Source organism: Agreia bicolorata (assembly GCF_000938265.1).
GTDB classification, from domain to species: domain Bacteria; phylum Actinomycetota; class Actinomycetes; order Actinomycetales; family Microbacteriaceae; genus Agreia; species Agreia bicolorata.
This window is the reverse complement of sequence record NZ_JYFC01000002.1, coordinates 409,696-426,584: the sequence shown is the minus strand read 5'-3', so window position 1 is coordinate 426,584 and position 16,889 is coordinate 409,696. Positions and strand designations below refer to the sequence as shown.

Genomic DNA, 16,889 nt, shown 5'->3' with positions numbered 1-16,889 from the left:
CGGCTGTCAGGCGCCGCCGAATGCGCCGCTCAGATGCGGGGCGGTGCGGCGTCGACTCGAGCGTCTTCAGAGGCAGCGTTCGACGCGGCGAGCTTGGCGCGTTCTTCTGCTTCGATCTTCGAGAAGGCGCGGCGCTCGTGCTTGTCGGCACGGAGAATGACGAACATCACGAGCCAGAAGACGAGTCCGACGAGCACAGTGGGGGCGAGGGCGCCCAGCCCGGCGAGAAAGTCATCCATGATCGGCGAGTTTAGCAGCCACTGCCGAGGAGAAGCCCGACCGGGTCTGGCTACTCAACTGCTCTTGGTGATGATTCCGTAGACGCCGGTGCCGGTGAGATAGAGCGCGACGGCAGTGACCACGATCCATACCAGGAGTCGGGCGTTGCTGACGCGCCCGTCCTTCTTCTTGCCCTCGTCGTCGAGAGGGTTCTTGTTTCCGCCGAAAAAGCTCATGAAGCCGACCCTACTTGACCAGGGACTCTACTTGACCAGGGGAAAGAGGATCGTCTCGCGGATACCGAGGCCGGTGAGGGCCATCAGCAGCCGGTCAATGCCCATCCCGAGGCCACCGGAGGGCGGCATACCGAACTCGAGAGCCCGCAGGAACTCCTCGTCGAGGCGCATGGCCTCCACATCTCCGGCAGCCCCCTGCTTGGCCTGCGCGATGAAACGCTCCCGCTGGATAACAGGGTCGACGAGCTCTGAATAGGCGGTCGCGAGCTCGAAGCCGTTGATGTACAGGTCCCACTTCTCGACCACTCCGGGGATCGAGCGGTGCGCGCGGGTCAGCGGGCTCGTCTCGAGCGGGAAGTCCATGACGAACGTCGGCCGCGTCAGGCCGGACTTCACGAAGTGCTCCCACAGCTCCTCGACGAGCTTGCCGTGGTTCGGCAGGTGAACCTCGACGCCCTCGCGATCGGCGAGCGCCTGCAGTTCGCCGACGGGCGTCTCGGGCGAGATGGCGACTCCGGCCGCATCCGACAACGAGTCGTACATGCTGATGCGGTCCCACTGGCCGCCGAGGTCGAACTCGGTGCCGTCGGCCCACGTCACGACGTGCGATCCGGCCACCGCGAGGGCGGCGTTCTGGATCAGGGTCTGGGTGAGGTCGGCCATGGTGTTGTAGTCGCCGTAGGCCTCATACGACTCGAGCATCGCGAACTCGGGCGAGTGCGTGGAGTCAGCACCCTCGTTGCGGAAGTTGCGGTTGATCTCGAAGACGCGGTCGATGCCGCCCACGACGGCGCGCTTCAGGAAGAGTTCGGGCGCGATGCGCAGGAACAGCTCGGTGTCGAACGCATTGCTGTGCGTGGCGAAGGGCCGCGCGCTCGCCCCGCCGTGCATGGTCTGCAGCATCGGGGTCTCGACCTCGATGTAGTCACGCTCGGCGAACGTCTGGCGCAGAGAGGCGACGGCCTTGGCCCTCGTGCGCACGACCTCGCGGGCCTGGTCGCGAACGATCAGGTCGAGGTAGCGGCTGCGCACGCGAGTCTCTTCGCTGAGTTCGGAGTGCAGATTGGGCAGCGGCAGCAGAGCCTTCGAGGCGATCTGCCAGTCGGCGACCATGATCGAGAGTTCGCCGCGACGACTCGAAATCACCTCGCCCGAGACAAAGACGTGGTCTCCGAGGTCGACCAGTTCCTTCCACTCGGCCAGCGACTCCTCGCCGACCTGAGCGAGCGACACCATGGCCTGGATACGGCTGCCGTCGCCGGCCTGCAGCGACGCGAAGCAGAGCTTGCCGGTGTTGCGGGCGAAGACGACGCGGCCCGCGACCCCGACGATGTCGCCGGTCGTATCATCGGCGACGAGCGCGCCGTACTTCTCGCGCACCGCGGGGATCGTCGTCGTGATGGGCACCGACACCGGGTAGGCCTCGGCTCCGGATGCGATGAGTCGGTCGCGCTTGGCCAGACGCACGAGCTTCTGTTCCGCGACCTCGGCCCGCTGCTCGTCGTCGGTCAGCTCGTGGTCGTTGGGTGCGTCACTCATGCGGGCGAATCTCTCCTCGGGTCGCACAAGAGTTTACCGGGTGCGCCCGGCGCCGCCGGGCGGCATGGTCGGTGCGCACCGCGTGGCAACTCAGCCCAGGTAGATGGTCTCGTTGTCGATGAGCCGGGTCGACCCCACTCGCGCCGCGACGAGCACGATGGCCCTGCCCCGATAGTCATCGTCGACGGGAACGAATGTGCCCGGATCGACGACGGCGAGGTAGTCCACCTGAACGAGGGGCTCCCCCATCGCAACGGACTGGGCTGCCGCGATGACCGTGTCGATTCCCCTGTCGGCGGCGGATTCGGCGGCCTCGAGCATGTGCGACAGCACGAGGGATGCGCGGCGCTCCTTGTCGTCGAGAAAGCGGTTGCGGCTCGAGAGCGCCAGGCCGTCGTGCTCGCGCACGGTGTCGACGACCTCGAGGGTCGTCGCGAAGTCGAGATCGGCAATCATGCGGCCCACGAGGAACGCCTGCTGAGCGTCTTTGCGGCCGAAGAAGACGGTGTCGGGCGCCACGATGTTGAGCAGCTTCGCCACCACGGTGAGTACACCGTCGAAGTGTCCGGCTCGACTCCGGCCTTCGAGGGTCGACCCCGCCCGACCCGCGGTAACCGTGGTCTGCGTTGGGCCGTTCGGATACATCTCATCGACCGAGGGTGCGAACACGATGACGGAGCGGTCACCGTCGCTGGCCGAGCCATCGAGGATCGCCCGGTCTGACTCCAGATCGCGCGGATATCGCTGCAGATCTTCCGACGCCGAGAACTGGGTGGGGTTGACGAAGATCGAGACCACGACGATGTGCCCCCGCTGGCGGGCCTCGTTGACGAGGGCGAGATGACCGTTGTGCAGCGCCCCCATGGTGGGAACGAGTGAGACCGTTGGAGAGGCGATGCCCTCGGCTACCAGAGCCTTCTTGGCCTCGCTGATCAGGGTTCGAACGCCCGCGATCGAATCGGCTACTTCGGTCACTGAGGACTCCTTAATCGTGACGACGGGCGCAGGTTCCGCTCGCCGCCACCCTCGATGCTAGTGCCTCGCCGAGACCCGAGATCCCGCTGCTCAACCGCCGATCGAGTCGAAATGGGCTCCCGTGTCGTCGCCGCGCGCGCGGTGCAGCGCGTTCTCGACCGCCGATCGCACGAGGGGGCCCAGAACCAGTCCTGGCGCAGGAACGCCGATGGCCGACAGCAGGCTCGTCGCCTGATCGACGATGGCGCTCGAGAAGGTCGTGGCCGTCTCGATGGCTTCGGCATACGCCTCCCGATCCTTCTCCGCCACCACCACCGGTTCGCCTCCCATCTCGACGACCAGTGCCTGGCCGATCGGAAGCACAGGGCCGGGCGCCGTGACCGCGAACCACGTGCCGACGAGCCGCGCGATGTCGACGCTCGACCCCGTGAACTGCATGGCCGGATGCACCGCCAGCGGGATCGCGCCCTGCGCGAGCGCCGGAGCGAGAACTCCCACGCCGAGCCCCGGCGCCGTGTGCATCACCAGCTGGCCCGCCTGCCAGGTGCCGGTATCCGCGAGCCCTTGAACCAGAGTCGCCAGTTCCGACTGGGGAACGGCAAGAATGACCAGCTCGCTGCGTTCGATTAGCTGCGGGATTTCGAGAATCGGCACCCCCGGAAGGAGGGCGTCGGCTCGCTCGCGGCTCTCCTCGGAGATCGCGGCGACGCCCACCAGTGCGTGACCCGCTCCCGCGAGCGCCGCGCCCAGAATAGGGCCGACGCGCCCGGCGCCGACAATGCCGATTCCGAGCCGTCCGCTTCGTTCTGCAGGATTCATCGATCATTCTCCGGTCGTAGCGGCTGAGGGTCGCGCGATCCGTCTTCGAGGGCGCCGGCCATCGTCGCCGCTCGGCTGATGGCGTCGAACGCGGTGATCGAACCTGCTCGGTCGAGAACAGACAGGGTTGCAGAGACGGGCCCGGCGACTGTGTCGAGAGTCAGAGAGCAGAGATCGAGGGCGCGCTCGAGCGGGCCCTGCTCGATGCGAAGGCTCTGGATGCGTGCCGCCGGCACCGCGACGAGCTGTCGCCACACGAGACCCTTGCGCAACAGAACCGTGTCGCCCGCGAGGGCGTAACCCGTGCGCCGCCACGAGAACGGACGCAGCCACCGGCCGCGCCGCGGAGCGGGAATGAAGTCGACCGCGAAGCCGGGGGTCGGGCCCGACGAGACCATGCCGGCCAGGATCAGATGCCGAGTATCAGCGCTTGCCAGACCAGGAAGCACCAGGCTGAGCACCTTGTCGACGTCGGCGCGAGTACCGACAGGCAGCATGGTCGTCGCCGGCTGGCTGCCCGACCCGCTTGACGCGTGGCCCGCCCTGTTGATTCGAATGGCCCACCAGCCGAATGGTCGCCACAGCAGCGGTTGATAGACCTCGATGGCGTGAATTCGCCCGGGTGGGAGCGTGTCGTTCGATATGGTCAGAAGCCCGTAGCCGACGCGAACACCATCGGGCGTCGAGGCGATGGAGAACCTCAGGGATCGTGTGACCTTGCGTGCAAAGTATCCGGCACTGCCGAGGATCGCGGGCACAATGAGAAACACGAAACCAAGCTCGCGGCCGCTCGCAGCCAGCACACTGAGTGCCACGATGCCGGCGATCGCGAACACGGTGGCGCCACTCGCGAGGAGCGATCCCGCGAGCCGCAGCGGCGAAATGCGCACCACGGATTCCGGTGGGGCCTCGGAGGGGTCGAGCTCAGGGGCCAGCAATTCCGTGACCCGCCGGCCGATGATGCCGGCCGAGCCCGAAGCATCCGGCGCCGGGGTGCCCGCGGCCTCTTCTGCGCGCCTGGCCGAGGCCAGAAGCAGGATGTCGTGGCGCAGCCTGTCGACATCGCCCGAGCGCAGATAGGCGAGCTGAACCTTCGCGTCTTGCCCCGCGACGCTCAACTCGAGTCGAGCCGCACCGAACAGGCGCGCGATGAACGGCCGGGTGATGGCGATGCCCTGGATGCGATCGAGTCGGGCCTGGCGATGGGTGCGGAACAGGATGCCGCTGCGCACCTCGACGGCCTCGTCATTGATGCGGTAGGTGTGCATGCGCCACGAGAGGTAGAAGGCCACGACGCCGAGAAGCAGGCCGCCGAGCACGATGCCGATCGCCCAGCCTAGGTGGCCTCGCCGGTTGAGTTCCTCTAACAGGTCGCCGCTGTCGGGGCCGCCGACGAACATCTCGAGGAGTCTCTCTCGCACATTGGCGAGAACGAAGCCGATCACGGCGATGAGAGCGATGCCTCCCTTGAGAAGCGGAGTCGCCGGATGCAGGCGCAGCCAGTCGCCACCGCCGGGCAGCGGCGGAGGGGTGGACTCGGTCACAGCCCTGCCCGACGTGTCTCGGCGAGCGACACGAGGGCATCGCGCAGCGAGTCGGCATCGGCGTCTGCGAGCCCGGGGATGGTGACGCCGGTCGCTGCCGCTGCCGTGACAAAACGCAGCTCGGCGAGGCCGAGGAAGCGGGCTACCGGCCCCCGGTTGATGTCGATGAGCTGCATACGGCCGTACGGCACGGAGACGACGCGATGGAACATGATGCCGCGGCGGAAGAGCAGGTCATCGTCGCGAAGCTGATAGCCGATCGAGCGCACCCGTCGAGGGGCGACGACGAACATCACGAGCGTCACCACGAGGGCCGCAGCCACCAGGATCCATCCCAGCGGCTGTGCGAACCACCTGGTGAGCGAGAAGACGAGAGTGGCGCCGATGGCCATGACTCCGAAGAGGGCGACGCCCACGAGTTCGACGCCGATGTACTTGGGACTCACCGGGCGCCAGTCGCCGCCGATCTCGACGCGCTTCGTCACGGGCGTGGGGTCGGACATGTCAGGTCTCCGGAGTGAAGTCATCGGGCGGCAGTGCGCAGAGCTGTTCGGCGACGAGGCCGGCCACCAGCAGTACAACCCCGCCGGCGGCACTGGCGATCGAGAGCCAGAGCGACGAGACCTCGGGAACGATCGCCCGGGAGAGCACGTAGATCGTGCTTCCGAGGCCGAAACCCGCCACCAGGCTGCCGACCAGGCTCGACGCCTTGGCGAGCACCACCACGCGCATGGCCCGGAACGGGTTGACCTCACGCCGAACCGGTCCGCGGATGGCACGGTAGACGGGAATCGCGAAGGCCAGCACAAGAGCCCCGGCCGCGGCCAGAGTGATCGGCAGAGTCACGGGCGGAACAAGAATGGGCCTGCCGCCAGAAGCCAGGCCTATCTGCAGGAGGAAACCGACGACGGCGCCTCCCAGTGCGAGGGCGATCACGGGGAACGGGGTGGTGCGCTTCACATCGACTCCGATCGGGTTCTGCGTGCCGTGTCATCGGTCGAGGCGAGCAGCAGATCGACCCGGCCACGGCCTGGAATCGTCGCATCCGCATCGAGCTCGAGCCACGGCGCGAGCACGAAATCGCGCTGCCAGGCTCGTGGGTGGGGCAGCGTGAGAGTCTCGTCGCTCAGTTCGAGCGAGCCATAGGTGATGACGTCGATGTCGAGTGTGCGGTCACCCCAGCGCTCCTCGCGCACCCGTCCGTGCCGCAGCTCGATCTCGTTGAGCGCGGCGAGCAGGGCGTGCGGTGTCAGTGTGGTCTCGACGATCGCGGCAGCGTTGAGGTAGGCGGGCGCATCGAGATCGATGCCGTGCAACTTCACGGCCACCGTCTCGTAGAGGCTCGACTCTCCGATCATCACGACACCGGGCAGCGCCGAGATCTCGGCCATGGCGTCGTTGATGGTGTCGCCGCGATTGCCGAGGTTGCTTCCGAAGGCGATCACGGCGCGGGTGCCGACGAGTCGCGGGGCATTCATAGCGCCCCCGTCCGGCGTGCGGCGGCGTGCGTGGCTGCGCGGGGCCGCACGATCGTGATCGAGACGTCGGCGAACGGCACCGGGATGGGCGCGTCGGGTTTGTGCACCGTGACACTCACGCGCTGCGCGACCGGATGCGCGAGCACGAGCGTGGCGATTCGCTCGGCGAGCGTCTCGATCAGGTCGACCGGCTCGGCAGCCGCGGCCTCGGCCACCTCGGTGGCGAGTTCGCCGTAATGGAGGGTCTGAGCCAGATCGTCGCCCGCTGCGGCATCGGCAGTGTCGAGCCATACGGTGAGGTCGAGGAGGAAGGTCTGGCCATCGGCGCGTTCGAAGTCGAAGACCCCATGGTGGGCGAACACCTCGAGCCCAGTAAGGGTGAGGGTGTCGAGCTCGTCGATCGGCACGGCGCGGTCGGTCATGATCGGGCTCCCCTTCGCCAGGCGTCGGCGACGTCGAGGGCGGCGCGCGTCTCGGCCACGTTGTGCACGCGCACGGCCCACGCGCCCTGCGAGGCCGCGATCGCTGCGATCACGGCCGACGGCGCATCCCGCGCATCCGGAGCGGCACCCTCGGCGATGAGCGGCGCGAGGAACCCCTTGCGCGATGCGGCCACAAGCACAGGAAGACCGAGCGAGGCGAGCTCGCCGTAGTGACCCAGAAGAGCCCAGTTGTGCTCGGCGTTCTTAGAGAACCCGATGCCTGGATCGACGATGATCTTGGACGGATCGACGCCGCGCACGATGAGCTCTGCGACCCGGAATTCGAGCTCGCGTCGCACATCGGAGACGACGTCGGCGTAGCTTGCCTTGGCTGCCATCTCGGCACTGTGCCCGCGCCAGTGCATCACGACGAAAGGCAGGCCCGTCTCGATCGCGACACGAGTCATGTCGGGGTCTGCGAGTCCGCCGGAGACGTCGTTTATGACGGCCGCGCCCGCGTGCGCTGCTGCGAGGGCTGTTGCCGCATTCATCGTGTCGACGCTCACCGCGATACCGCCGCGCGCGAGTTCGCGTACGAGCGGCAACACACGGCGCTGTTCTTCGGCCACAGACACTCGCTCGGCACCCGGGCGTGTGGACTCACCGCCGATGTCGATGAGGTCGGCACCCTGCGCGGTCAGCTCGGCCGCGTGCTCAAGAGCCGCGTCGAGAGTGTTCCACCGTCCGCCATCGCTGAACGAGTCGGGGGTCACATTAAGGATTCCCATGATGAGCGTGCGCTCGCCCGAGAGTGGCACGCCGGGCGCCGTCGTCGATGACCGGATGCGGCGACGAACGGACGCGGGCCGGTCGCCGTGGGTGCTCCGTTCGGTGCCGCTCGCGTCGCTGGTTCTCACGTCGTGGCTCCGATCAGACTCATCAGCTCCGCGCGCTCGGCGGGCTGCGACAGCGTACCGCGACTAGAGACGGTCACGGTCGAACTGCGCGTCTGCCGAGGCCCTCGTGTTCTGACGCAATCGTGCTGCGCGTCGAGAACGACGAGCACCCCGCGGGCATCGACGCCACTCTCGATCGCCGACGCGATCTCATCTCCGAGCCGTTCCTGCAGCTGGGGCCTCGACGCCAGCGCGTCGACCACCGAGGCGATGCGCCCGAGGCCGATGAGACGATTCGAGGGAATGTAGGCCACGTGGGCCACTCCTGTGAATGGAAGCAGGTGATGCTCGCACACCGAGCGAAACTCGATTCCGCGCACGAGCACGGGCTCGGCCGCGGCGCCATCCGGAACTGCGAACGTGTCGCCGAGCACCGAGGCCGGGTCGACACCCAGCCCCGAGAAGAATTCTTCGTAGGCGTCGGCGACTCGGGCCGGTGTCCGCTCGAGGCCGCCACGCTCGGGATCTTCGCCGATGGCGATGAGGATCTCGTGCACGGCCGCCTCGACGCGGGCCCGGTCGAATGCTGTCACGTGTGCGCTTGGGTTAGGCAGTCGCGGGTCGGGGCGGAGCCTGCGGCGAACGCTTGGGCTTCTGCTCCGGCTCGGGGTCGGACTGCACTCCCCCGTCGACAGCACCCGCATCGACCGGGGCCTTCGGGGTGGGGAAGGCGACCGGCGGAAGCTGCGAGACCGGACGCTTGTCGCTCGAGAGCCACTGCGGGCGCGGGGTGAGCTTCTTGACGTCTTTGAAGATCACGGCGAGCTGGTCGTGATCGAGCGTCTCGTGCTCGAGCAGCTCGAGCGCGAGGCGGTCGAGAATGTCACGGTTCTCATTGAGAACGCTCCAGGCCTCGTCGTGAGCAGCCTCGATCAGCTGGCGCACCTCATCGTCGACCTTCTCGGCGATGCGGTCGGAGTAATCGCGCTCGTGGCCCATGTTGCGGCCGAGGAACATCTCACCGGAGGCCGCGCCCAGCTTGACCGCGCCGATGTCGGCGGACATTCCGAACTCGGTGACCATCTTGCGGGCCGTTGCCGTGGCCTTCTCGATGTCGTTCGATGCGCCGGTGGTCGGGTCATGGAAGACGACCTCTTCTGCGACGCGACCGCCCATGGCATAGGCGAGCTGGTCGAGCAGTTCGTTGCGCGAGACCGAGTAGCGGTCTTCGAGCGGCAGAACCATCGTGTAGCCGAGAGCACGACCGCGGGGAAGGATCGTGATCTTCGTGACCGGGTCGGTGTTGTTCATGGCCGTGGCCACCAGGGCGTGACCGCCCTCGTGGTAGGCCGTGACCAGCTTCTCGTGATCGCGCATGATGCGTGTGCGTCGCTGCGGACCTGCGATGACGCGGTCGATGGCCTCGTCGAGGGCACGGTTGTCGATGAGCTGAGCGTTGGAGCGGGCCGTGAGCAGCGCGGCCTCGTTGAGCACATTGGCAAGGTCGGCACCGGTGAAGCCGGGAGTTTTGCGGGCGACGACCTCGAGGTCGACACCGGCAGCGAGCGGCTTGCCCTTGCCGTGCACCTCCAGAATCTTCTTGCGGCCCTGCAGATCCGGGGCGTCGACACCGATCTGGCGGTCGAAGCGGCCCGGGCGCAGCAGCGCGGGGTCGAGGATGTCGGGGCGGTTCGTCGCCGCGATCAAGATGACGTTCGTCTTGACGTCGAACCCGTCCATCTCGACGAGCAGCTGGTTGAGCGTCTGCTCGCGCTCGTCGTGGCCGCCGCCCATTCCTGCGCCGCGGTGGCGTCCCACTGCATCGATCTCATCGATGAAGATGATGGCCGGCGAGTTCTCTTTAGCCTGCTGGAACAGGTCGCGAACACGGCTCGCACCGACACCCACGAACATCTCGACGAAGTCGGAACCGGAGATGGAGTAGAACGGAACTCCCGCCTCACCGGCGACGGCCCGGGCGAGCAGGGTCTTACCGGTTCCGGGAGGGCCGTACAGCAACACGCCCTTCGGGATGCGGGCGCCGACGGCCAGGAACTTCGCCGGCTCTTTCAAGAAGTCTTTGATCTCTTCGAGCTCTTCGAGCGCCTCATCGCTGCCGGCGACGTCGTCGAAGGTGACCTTCGGAGACTCCTTGGAGACCAGCTTGGCCTTCGATTTGCCGAACTGCATGACCTTGGAGCCGCCGCCCTGCATGCCCGAGAGCATGAGCCAGAAGAAGGCACCGATGAGCAGAACAGGAAGCAGGATGCCGATGAGTGACAGGAACCAGTTTGTCTGCGGTACCTCGTCGTTGTAGCCCTTGGCAGGCGCGGCGTCGTTGACCGCGTCGATGACCTCGGTGCCACGGGGCGTGACGTAGTAGAACTGCACCTGCGTGCCGTACTCCTTGTCGGCCTTCGCCAGCGTGAGGTCGACCCTCTGCTCGCCATCGATGATGGTGGCGGAGGAGACCTTGCCGTCTTTCAGCAGCTGCAGGCCCTCCTGCGTATCGATCTGCTTGTAGCCGCCACCCGTGATGAGGCTGAAGCCGATCCAGAGCGCGATCGCGCCGAGCAGGATGTACGGAATGGGAGATCGGACGATCTTTTTAGCGTTCATGTCTCTTCATCATGTCGAGAGGGATGTGTTGATGTACAGCGTCGTGTAATCGAAAGGGTAACGGTGCGGGCCTGCACACCGACTGCATGTTCCCCGTGGGCGTAACGGGCACTTTGCGACTTCCATCTCACTGAGTTGCGGACTTTGGCCGCCTCCCCGGGAATTGTAGCGACCATAGTCCGCACCTCAATCGGCGGCGACGGCGGTACCCACTAGCGTGAAGGTCTCCAGCACCACGGGAGTGTCGTCGTCGATAAGATGCACCGCCTCTTTGAGAACCTGGTGCATACTCTGACTGGCCCAGAACGACTCGTGTGCCTCACGCCATGCCGCAACCGACCGATGACCCTCGCCCTCGGCGAGGACGTGGTGCAGGTCCACATCCTCGAGCCGCACGATCCGCACGTCTGTCGTCTCGATGACGGCGACCGGTCGACCATCGGAGTCGATCACCGTTCCACGGGTACCGACAGTCGGCAACGGCTCATTCTCGATCTCGTACTCCGCCACGGTCGACGTCGTGGACGTCTTCGATCCGTCGAGGATCGCGGCGACGATCCGGTCCCGGAGCGGGCCGGGAAATGCGAACTCGACGACGAGAGGTTTGGGTTCGGTCATGTGCCTAGGAGTACACGTGCGGCGCCAGCACCGCGACATCGCGCAGGTTTCGATAGCGCTCGGCGTAGTCGAGGCCGTATCCCACCACGAAGTCGTTCGGAATCTCGAAGCCGACGTACCGAACATCGACCTCGACCTTTGCGGCCGCCGGTTTGCGGAACAGCGCGCAGATCTCGACGCTCGCGGCACCGCGAGTGCGCAGGTTGCCGAGCAGCCACGACAGGGTCAGGCCCGAATCGATGATGTCTTCGACGATCAGCACCTTGCGGCCAGAGAGATCGGTGTCGAGGTCCTTGAGGATGCGCACGACGCCCGACGACTGCGTGCCCGCTCCATAGGAGCTCACGGCCATCCAGTCCATGTTCAGTGGAAGCGTCAACTCACGCGCGAGGTCGGCCATGACCATGACCGCGCCCTTCAGCACGCCCACGAGCAGAATGTCCTCGCCGACGTAGTCCGCCTCGATGCTGCGGGCGAGCTGCGCGATCCGCGCGTGGATCTCGGCCTCGGTGTACAGCACGCTGGTGAGGTCGTCGGCGATGTCACTCGAAAGCACGTGGCTCCTTCACATTAAATGTCTGACGCAGCCTGGAACACGAGATTCCCGGCGACCCTGACAACTCTAATGCCGGGCAGGTCGACGCCCTTCTGCCCGTGCCAATCGGTCACGAGTGCGGCCGCGGCGAGAGTCTGCACGCGGCTGAGGCTGACCCCGAACTCGCTCAGCACCACGTGGCGGATGATGCGGTTGCGCAGAGCAGCCGGATTCGCCGCCAGGGCTCCGACCGAGATCGCGATCCCCGCCTCAGCATGCTCCACGATCTCCTCGATCGTCTCTTGGGCCATATGATCGAGCGCATCGCCGTCTTCGCGCAGCTGCTCCGCGGTGCGGGCCAGTGCCTCGGCCATGCCAGGGCCGAGCTCTCGCTCGAGCGTCGGCAGCACGGTCTGGCGCACCCGCACGCGCGAGTAGGAGGGGTCGGAGTTGTGCGGATCGTTCCACGGTTCGAGCCCCGCGTCGGCGCACGCCGCCACGGTCGTCGACCGCCGGATGCCGAGCAGCGGGCGCACAAACGGCCCCGACGCGGGCGCCATGCCGTGCAGGCTGGATGCGCCGGCTCCGCGCGCCAGACCGAGCAGCACGGTTTCGGCCTGGTCGTCGAGAGTGTGGCCGAGCAGAACCGCGACCGACCCGGTGTCGCGACGGGCGGCATCCAGAGCGGTGTAGCGGGCGTCACGGGCCGCGGCCTCGGGCCCGCCCGAGCCCGGCCCGGATCCCACCTCGACGAGCCGCACGAGCACCGGGTCGAGACCCAGCGCACGCGCCTGCTCGGCCGCTCTCGCGGCGATCAGGGCCGAATCGCGCTGAAGTCCGTGATCGACGACGACCGCGCCGGCCCGCATCCCCCGCCGGGGCGCCTCGAACGCCGTTGCGGCGGCGAGTGCCAGCGAATCCGGACCGCCACTCAGGGCCACCAGCACCAGAGGAGCATCGCCCTCGGAACGCAGTAGCACCTCGATCGCCTCGCGGACAGCCCGCCTCACGTCGGCGATCGCCGGGGTGAGGCGGGGGCGGCGTTCGGAGGGAGTCTCAGGGGGCATCCAGTAACGTTATTGCAGTTCACGACCCACGAAGGAGAACCGCCGGCATGGCTGCTTACGACGCGATCATCGAGATTCCCAAGGGAAGCCACAACAAGTACGAAGTCGACCACGAGACCGGGCGGGTCTTTCTCGACCGGGTGCTGTTCACCTCGTTCGTCTACCCCACCGACTACGGCTTCTTCGAGAACACCCTCGGCCTCGACGGCGACCCCGTCGACGTGCTGGTGCTGCTCGAGTACCCGCTGTTCCCCGGTGTCGGCGTCTCGGTTCGCCCCGTCGCCGTGTTCAACATGACCGACGACGGCGGCTCAGATGCCAAGGTCATCGCCGTTCCCGCGAAGGACCCGCGCTGGGCCCACATTCAGGACATCGACGACATTCCCGAGTCGACCCGCAAGGAGATCGAGCACTTCTTCGAGCACTACAAAGACCTCGAGCCCGGCAAGTGGGTCAAGACCGAGGGATGGCAGAACGCCGCCGCGGCCGAGCAGATCGTGCTCGACGGCATCGAGAAGCTCAAGGCCGAAGGCCACTAGGCCTCAGACGACAAAGGCCCTTCGACATCGCTTTGTGCGTGTGCCGAAGGGCCTTTGTCGTCTGCAGGTCTAGCCGAAGTAGACGCCGCGGTCGGCCATGAAGGGGCGCGGGTTGATCGGATCGCCATCGACACGCACCTCGAAGTGAACGTGGCAGCCAGTGGAGTTGCCCGTAGTTCCGGCGAACGCGATGATCTCGCCGGCCGCGACGTACTGGCCCGAGCCCACGTTGAGGCTGGTGTTATGGCCGTAGCCCGTGCGCACACCGCCGCCGTGGTTGATCTCGACGAAGTTGCCGTAGCCACCGTTGTAGCCCGCGTAGCTGACCTGGCCGGCCGCAGCCGCGTAGACAGGCGCGCCACAGGTGCCGCTGTTGTAGTTGAGGTCGAGGCCCGCATGAAGCGTGTAGCTGCCGGTAACCGGGTTCGTGCGCATACCGTACTCGTCTGTCGAATACGAGCCGGGGAACGGGCTGGCCCAGCCGCTCGACACCGGTCCGGGGCCGCTGCTGTCACCGCCACCACCGCCACCGCCACCTGCCACTGCTGCGGCCGCCGCGTCGGCGGCCGCCTGGCGCTCCGCTGCTTTGCGGGCCTCCTCGGCGACGCGCCGAGCTTCGACGCCCGCGTTGTAATCGGCCTCGGTCGCCTGACGATTCTGGGTGAGAACCGCGAGCTGGGTCTCGAGCTGGACCTCGTGCGTCTGCTGCGCGGCAAGCGACTCTTCGAGGGCTTTCTGCGCGGCGATCGCCTCGTTGCGGGCGGCCTCGGCCTCCTCGGCCAGGGACTTCAGCGCGTCGCGAGCCACGACGGCCTGGTCTGTGAGCGACTGGGCCGTGTTCTTGTCTTGCTCGGCGATGGCGTAGAGCTTCGAAGCGGAGCCCGTGAGCTGGCTCATCGCGCCCAGCTGATAGAGCAGGCCGTCGGCCTCGCTCGACTCGCTGGTGAAGAGGTTGACAGACAGTCCGTTGCCGCCCGACTTGGCCATCAGCGCGGCCAGCTGGCCCGCCTGCTTGATCGAGGCATCCGCCGTGGCCTGAGCCGCAGCGGCCTGGGAGTCGAGCTCACCGGCCTTGAACGCAGCTGTGTCGTACTTGGTCTGGGCTTGCTGGTATTCGGTTCCCCGTTGAATCGAGAGCGATTCAGCGGCCGCGGTCGCGTCTCTAAGCGACGCGATCAGATTTTGGATGTTCTGGATCTCGCTCTGCTTGGTCGACTCGTTGGCCTGGGCGGCCTGCACGTCTTCCCACGTGGGGTACTCATCGGCGTAGGCGGGAGCGGCGAGAACGGACCCCGTGGCAACGAGGGCGACCGTGACAGTGATCGAAGCGAGAAGGCGACGAGGGCTCCAGCGGCCGCGGTGTCGACGTCGACTGGTCGTGGCTTTCACAATTCCCCCGGGCAGTGGTGATGAGCAGACTTTTGTCACTCGAGTAACACTAGTAACAGGCATCACTCTAACAACAGAGCTTTTCGCCTCCTTGAGATCATGGCCTGCCCAGGCCGGAATTCCCGGTTCATTCCGCGTCGAGTCGCATCTCGAACCGGGCTCGCGAGGCCGAATTGGCGAGAGCGAGAAGTGTGTGGCATACTCGTTGAGTTGTCACCAACGGCCCTATCGTTTAGAGGCCTAGGACACCGCCCTTTCACGGCGGCAGCACGGGTTCGAATCCCGTTGGGGTCACATTGGTAACAGCACGCAGAATCATCAGCACGAAACCAGCAGTACAAGCACGACAACTTAACAGTTTCACCAGTATGGCCCTGTAGCGCAGTTGGTTAGCGCGCCGCCCTGTCACGGCGGAGGTCGCGGGTTCAAGTCCCGTCAGGGTCGCCAAGGCGACAAGCCCAACCGAGAGGAAGGGCTTTTTGTCTGTGAGCGACTTCGGTCACTCGCCTCTGTAGCTCAGTTGGTAGAGCGTTCGACTGAAAATCGAAAGGTCACCGGATCGACGCCGGTCGGAGGCACTGTCCCATCCCGCGGCTTCTACGCGAGGTGGGACTTTTCTGTTTGTCCGGCTTCGCCATTGAGTGGTGCCGGATGTGGAGCCGATGCCCAAGCGTGTCAACGGCCCCTGCCGGTCGTCAGGGCAAGGTTTATCGACATCACTGCGGCAGCACGGGCCCATTCTGAGAAGTCGAATGCACGCACGTCGAGCGTGAACTGCCCCGCGTTCCAGGCTCGCGTGCGCGCGATCCCGTCGCCTATGGCATCCGCGGCTATCTCATGAAGCGCGAGGCCATCGCCCGTCAGAATGACGACCCCCGGATCAACAGCATTGACGACCGTTCCCAAGAGATCACCGAGCGCACGACCGGCACCAACAAATGCCCTCACCGCGGACGCGTCGCCAGCTCTCGCAGCAACGATGGCCTGGTCGTAGTTCTCGAAGCCCGAGTTCTTCGCGATTGATTCATTTGTGAGGTAACTCGCGACACAGCCGCGATGCCCACGATCACACAGCGGACCCTGCGGGTCGACGATGAGGTGGTTGAGCCTGCCCGGTCGCCCACTGGCGCCTTTGATGAGCGCACCGTCGATCACATAGCCGACACCGATTCCAACTCCAACGGTGACAAGCGCCATGGTGACATCCCCGGGGTGGCCCTGCATCGAGAGGCTTTCGGTGAGAGTCAACGCCTGAACTTCATTGCCCACCGTGACCGGCAGGCCCAGGCGGACCCTGAGGAGATCGGCCAGCGCAACTCCGTCCCAGCCGAGATAGGTCGACTCGTAGACGATCTCGTGCTCTGGCGGCCCCGAAATAGTGCCGGCGAGGGCGATGCCAAGACCGGCGATGTCGTTGAACCGAGCGCCGAAGCTGTCGAGAATAACGGCGATCTCGTCGACGACCTCCTCGACATCGACCGGCTCCCTTGAACGCAAGGGGGACTCCAGTGACGCGACGACGACGTTGCTGAGATTTACAACGACCGCATAGAGCGCTTCGCCGGTGATCTTGACGCCGACGAAATGATACGCATCCGGCACCGTCTGCAGCAGTTCGACAGGACGGCCCATCGCCGAACGCAGCTCGGTTGGACCTTCTCGCACAAGACCAGCGGCCAGAAGCTCACGTGTCACCCGAGTGAGATTGGCTCGAGAAACGCCCAGCATGCGAGCCATCTCCGAGCGACCGAGCGGTCCGCGTCGCAGGAGAAGCCTCAGTGCCGCCCGCGCTGAATACTGCAGAACGGGCCACGTCCCCGGGTTGTTATGAGCGGCTGTAGACACGGCCACCACCCTAGCCTGCACGAATTCGGGCGTCGATCTTGCTCGGACGCGCATCTCGGCCCGGCATCGACTTTGTTTCACGTGTTGACAAACTGTAGCGAGTAGCTGATATTTGTTCATGTCGCACTCACCAGTGAGGGTCGACACCC

At 66.1% G+C, this 16,889-nt stretch carries 19 protein-coding genes and 3 tRNA genes; 4 read left to right on the top strand and 18 right to left on the bottom strand.

What is annotated here, in order from left to right; all coding sequences use genetic code 11:
• Window positions 1-29: 29 nt before the first annotated feature.
• The 16 genes from TZ00_RS05480 to tilS form a co-directional block, all read right to left on the bottom strand.
• A complete protein-coding gene (locus TZ00_RS05480) occupies window positions 30-239 on the bottom strand; it encodes a hypothetical protein (RefSeq protein ID WP_044439854.1) in 210 nt (69 codons plus the stop codon).
• A 54-nt stretch (window positions 240-293) separates the two neighbouring features.
• On the bottom strand, window positions 294-455 hold the full coding sequence (locus TZ00_RS19920; protein WP_161793734.1) for a hypothetical protein: 162 nt from the start codon (window positions 453-455) through the stop codon (window positions 294-296).
• Window positions 456-482: 27 nt separating this feature from the next.
• Complete coding sequence (gene lysS / locus TZ00_RS05475; RefSeq protein WP_044439852.1) at window positions 483-1,994, bottom strand: lysine--tRNA ligase; 1,512 nt, start codon at window positions 1,992-1,994, stop codon at window positions 483-485.
• A gap of 90 nt (window positions 1,995-2,084) precedes the next feature.
• Window positions 2,085-2,969, bottom strand: coding sequence for a pantoate--beta-alanine ligase (gene panC, locus TZ00_RS05470; protein ID WP_044439850.1), 885 nt, complete (start codon window positions 2,967-2,969; stop codon window positions 2,085-2,087).
• Window positions 2,970-3,059: 90 nt separating this feature from the next.
• A complete protein-coding gene (locus TZ00_RS05465; RefSeq protein ID WP_044439848.1) occupies window positions 3,060-3,788 on the bottom strand; it encodes a Rossmann-like and DUF2520 domain-containing protein in 729 nt (242 codons plus the stop codon).
• Window positions 3,785-5,332, bottom strand: a complete 1,548-nt coding sequence (locus tag TZ00_RS05460; protein WP_044439846.1) for a PH domain-containing protein — start codon at window positions 5,330-5,332, stop codon at window positions 3,785-3,787. Before TZ00_RS05460 ends, TZ00_RS05465 begins: the two co-directional genes overlap by 4 nt.
• Complete coding sequence (locus TZ00_RS05455; RefSeq protein WP_174436063.1) at window positions 5,329-5,835, bottom strand: PH domain-containing protein; 507 nt, start codon at window positions 5,833-5,835, stop codon at window positions 5,329-5,331. The genes TZ00_RS05460 and TZ00_RS05455 overlap by 4 nt, the downstream gene beginning before the upstream one ends.
• Window position 5,836: 1 nt before the next feature.
• A complete protein-coding gene (locus TZ00_RS05450; protein ID WP_044439844.1) occupies window positions 5,837-6,292 on the bottom strand; it encodes a DUF3180 domain-containing protein in 456 nt (151 codons plus the stop codon).
• Window positions 6,289-6,810, bottom strand: a complete 522-nt coding sequence (gene folK, locus TZ00_RS05445) for a 2-amino-4-hydroxy-6-hydroxymethyldihydropteridine diphosphokinase (protein WP_044439842.1) — start codon at window positions 6,808-6,810, stop codon at window positions 6,289-6,291. Before folK ends, TZ00_RS05450 begins: the two co-directional genes overlap by 4 nt.
• The gene (gene folB, locus TZ00_RS05440; RefSeq protein ID WP_044439840.1) at window positions 6,807-7,232 is read right to left on the bottom strand and encodes a dihydroneopterin aldolase; all 426 of its coding nucleotides are present in this window, start codon (window positions 7,230-7,232) and stop codon (window positions 6,807-6,809) included. Before folB ends, folK begins: the two co-directional genes overlap by 4 nt.
• Window positions 7,229-8,020: a dihydropteroate synthase gene (folP, locus tag TZ00_RS05435; protein ID WP_044440373.1), complete on the bottom strand. Its 792-nt coding sequence runs from the start codon at window positions 8,018-8,020 to the stop codon at window positions 7,229-7,231. The genes folB and folP overlap by 4 nt, the downstream gene beginning before the upstream one ends.
• Window positions 8,021-8,145: 125 nt before the next feature.
• Window positions 8,146-8,721 (bottom strand): GTP cyclohydrolase I, encoded by a 576-nt coding sequence (folE, locus tag TZ00_RS05430; protein WP_044439839.1) that lies wholly within the window; start codon window positions 8,719-8,721, stop codon window positions 8,146-8,148.
• A gap of 13 nt (window positions 8,722-8,734) precedes the next feature.
• Entirely contained in the window at window positions 8,735-10,747 is a 2,013-nt protein-coding gene (gene ftsH, locus TZ00_RS05425; RefSeq protein ID WP_044439837.1) for an ATP-dependent zinc metalloprotease FtsH, read from the bottom strand.
• A gap of 186 nt (window positions 10,748-10,933) precedes the next feature.
• Window positions 10,934-11,365 (bottom strand): ASCH domain-containing protein, encoded by a 432-nt coding sequence (locus tag TZ00_RS05420; RefSeq protein ID WP_044439836.1) that lies wholly within the window; start codon window positions 11,363-11,365, stop codon window positions 10,934-10,936.
• Between the two features lie 4 nt (window positions 11,366-11,369).
• Window positions 11,370-11,921, bottom strand: coding sequence for a hypoxanthine phosphoribosyltransferase (hpt, locus tag TZ00_RS05415; protein WP_044439835.1), 552 nt, complete (start codon window positions 11,919-11,921; stop codon window positions 11,370-11,372).
• A 14-nt stretch (window positions 11,922-11,935) separates the two neighbouring features.
• Window positions 11,936-12,967, bottom strand: coding sequence for a tRNA lysidine(34) synthetase TilS (gene tilS, locus TZ00_RS05410; protein WP_044439833.1), 1,032 nt, complete (start codon window positions 12,965-12,967; stop codon window positions 11,936-11,938).
• Between the two features lie 47 nt (window positions 12,968-13,014).
• On the opposite strand from tilS, the gene ppa reads away from it, so the two are divergent.
• Window positions 13,015-13,506: an inorganic diphosphatase gene (gene ppa / locus TZ00_RS05405; RefSeq protein ID WP_044439831.1), complete on the top strand. Its 492-nt coding sequence runs from the start codon at window positions 13,015-13,017 to the stop codon at window positions 13,504-13,506.
• A gap of 69 nt (window positions 13,507-13,575) precedes the next feature.
• Here ppa and TZ00_RS18700 read toward each other — a convergent pair whose 3' ends face one another.
• Window positions 13,576-14,934: a M23 family metallopeptidase gene (locus TZ00_RS18700; protein ID WP_161793733.1), complete on the bottom strand. Its 1,359-nt coding sequence runs from the start codon at window positions 14,932-14,934 to the stop codon at window positions 13,576-13,578.
• A gap of 182 nt (window positions 14,935-15,116) precedes the next feature.
• On the opposite strand from TZ00_RS18700, the gene TZ00_RS05395 reads away from it, so the two are divergent.
• From TZ00_RS05395 to TZ00_RS05385, 3 genes are all read left to right on the top strand, one after another.
• A tRNA-Glu gene (locus TZ00_RS05395) sits at window positions 15,117-15,189 on the top strand.
• 76 nt (window positions 15,190-15,265) lie between these two features.
• A tRNA-Asp gene (locus tag TZ00_RS05390) sits at window positions 15,266-15,342 on the top strand.
• 58 nt (window positions 15,343-15,400) lie between these two features.
• A tRNA-Phe gene (locus tag TZ00_RS05385) sits at window positions 15,401-15,473 on the top strand.
• Window positions 15,474-15,570: 97 nt separating this feature from the next.
• Here TZ00_RS05385 and TZ00_RS05380 read toward each other — a convergent pair.
• Window positions 15,571-16,740: an ROK family transcriptional regulator gene (locus TZ00_RS05380; protein ID WP_202965825.1), complete on the bottom strand. Its 1,170-nt coding sequence runs from the start codon at window positions 16,738-16,740 to the stop codon at window positions 15,571-15,573.
• Window positions 16,741-16,889 lie beyond the last annotated feature (149 nt).